Source organism: Salinispora cortesiana (genome assembly GCF_000484695.1).
GTDB lineage: Bacteria > Actinomycetota > Actinomycetes > Mycobacteriales > Micromonosporaceae > Micromonospora > Micromonospora cortesiana.
Map to the genome: position 1 here is coordinate 1 of NZ_AXVR01000191.1, position 1,117 is coordinate 1,117.

General features: G+C 71.5%; 1 protein-coding gene and 1 pseudogene. Both read left to right on the top strand.

What is annotated here, in order from left to right:
* A pseudogene (locus K228_RS29125) lies at positions 1–865 on the top strand (SCO6880 family protein); the annotation flags it as partial.
* Positions 865–1,117: hypothetical protein (locus tag K228_RS0125130; protein ID WP_025620816.1), on the top strand; the 253-nt coding region annotated here is incomplete at its 3' end. The pseudogene K228_RS29125 and the gene K228_RS0125130, both read left to right, overlap by 1 nt.

Consider the following 1,117-nt stretch of genomic DNA (forward strand, 5'->3'; position numbering starts at 1 on the left):
GCCCGCCGGTGTCCCGGAGACCCTCAAGGGCTCCTACGCCCAGTTGATCCGCATGACCGCCAGCGTCAGTGAGCAGCACCGCAACTTCATCGTCGTGCGCATCCCGCTGACGGGGCGGTTCTTCCACACCGCCGCGGCGTACGGCAAGGGTGAAGAGGCGTGGGGGCGGGTGGTCTACAACGAGATGGCGCGGGTCGCCGGCCTGGCCCGTAACGCCGGGCTGCGCAACCCGCGTGGCCTCGGCGAACGCCGCCTGGCGTCGCTGTTGCGCGCGGTGCAGGATCCCGACTTCCTGATCGACGACCACGGCGACGTCGACCTGGCGACCTGCTGGCAGGCCAGCGCGGCCGCCCGTGACGCGGTCGTCTACAACGACAAGTGGCACACCCGCATCGCGCACGTCCCGAGCGACGCGATCACCCCCGAGCCGGTGAACATGCGCTGGATGGCGCCGCTGCTGACCGACGTCACCCCGGCGGTGATCCGTACCGTCACGGTGCTGATGGATTTCGTGCCGGTGCGTAAGGCCCGCCCGCAAGCGGTGGCCGACGTCGCGCAAGACCGAAGCGCGGCGCGCACCGCCGCCGATGAGGGCCTGGTCTCCGACGGCTCTCGGGAGTTGCAGGTAACCGCCTCTCAGCAGCGCCTGCATGACCTACGGCCCGGCAGCGGCCACCACGGCGTCAACTACGCCCTGTTCATCTCGGTCGCGGCGCCCGGCCGTGAGCAGCTGCGGGAAGCCTGCGAACGGGTGGAAGAGAAAGCCAGCGAGTGCGGTATCACCTCCCTGGACTGGTACGACACCGAGCACGACACGGCGGCGGTTGCGACCTGGCCGCTGTGGCGTGGGATGGAGGTGGCCTGATGGCCTGGCCGTTCACCCGCCGTAAGCCGGCCCCGGCGACCGGATGGGTACCTGCTGCCGACACCCGCCCAGCCGCCGATTCCCTGCCCGCTGGCGGCGACAGCGACGGCGAGGATCCGACGCTCGACCCGGCCACACCCGCACCGGACTCCGTCGGGCCGCAGTCGGGCGACGAACCGCGGCCCCTGCGCCGTGCGGGCGTGTTGCGGCGCACCCGGTGGCTGGATCGGCAGGGCTTCTACGAACCGCGGG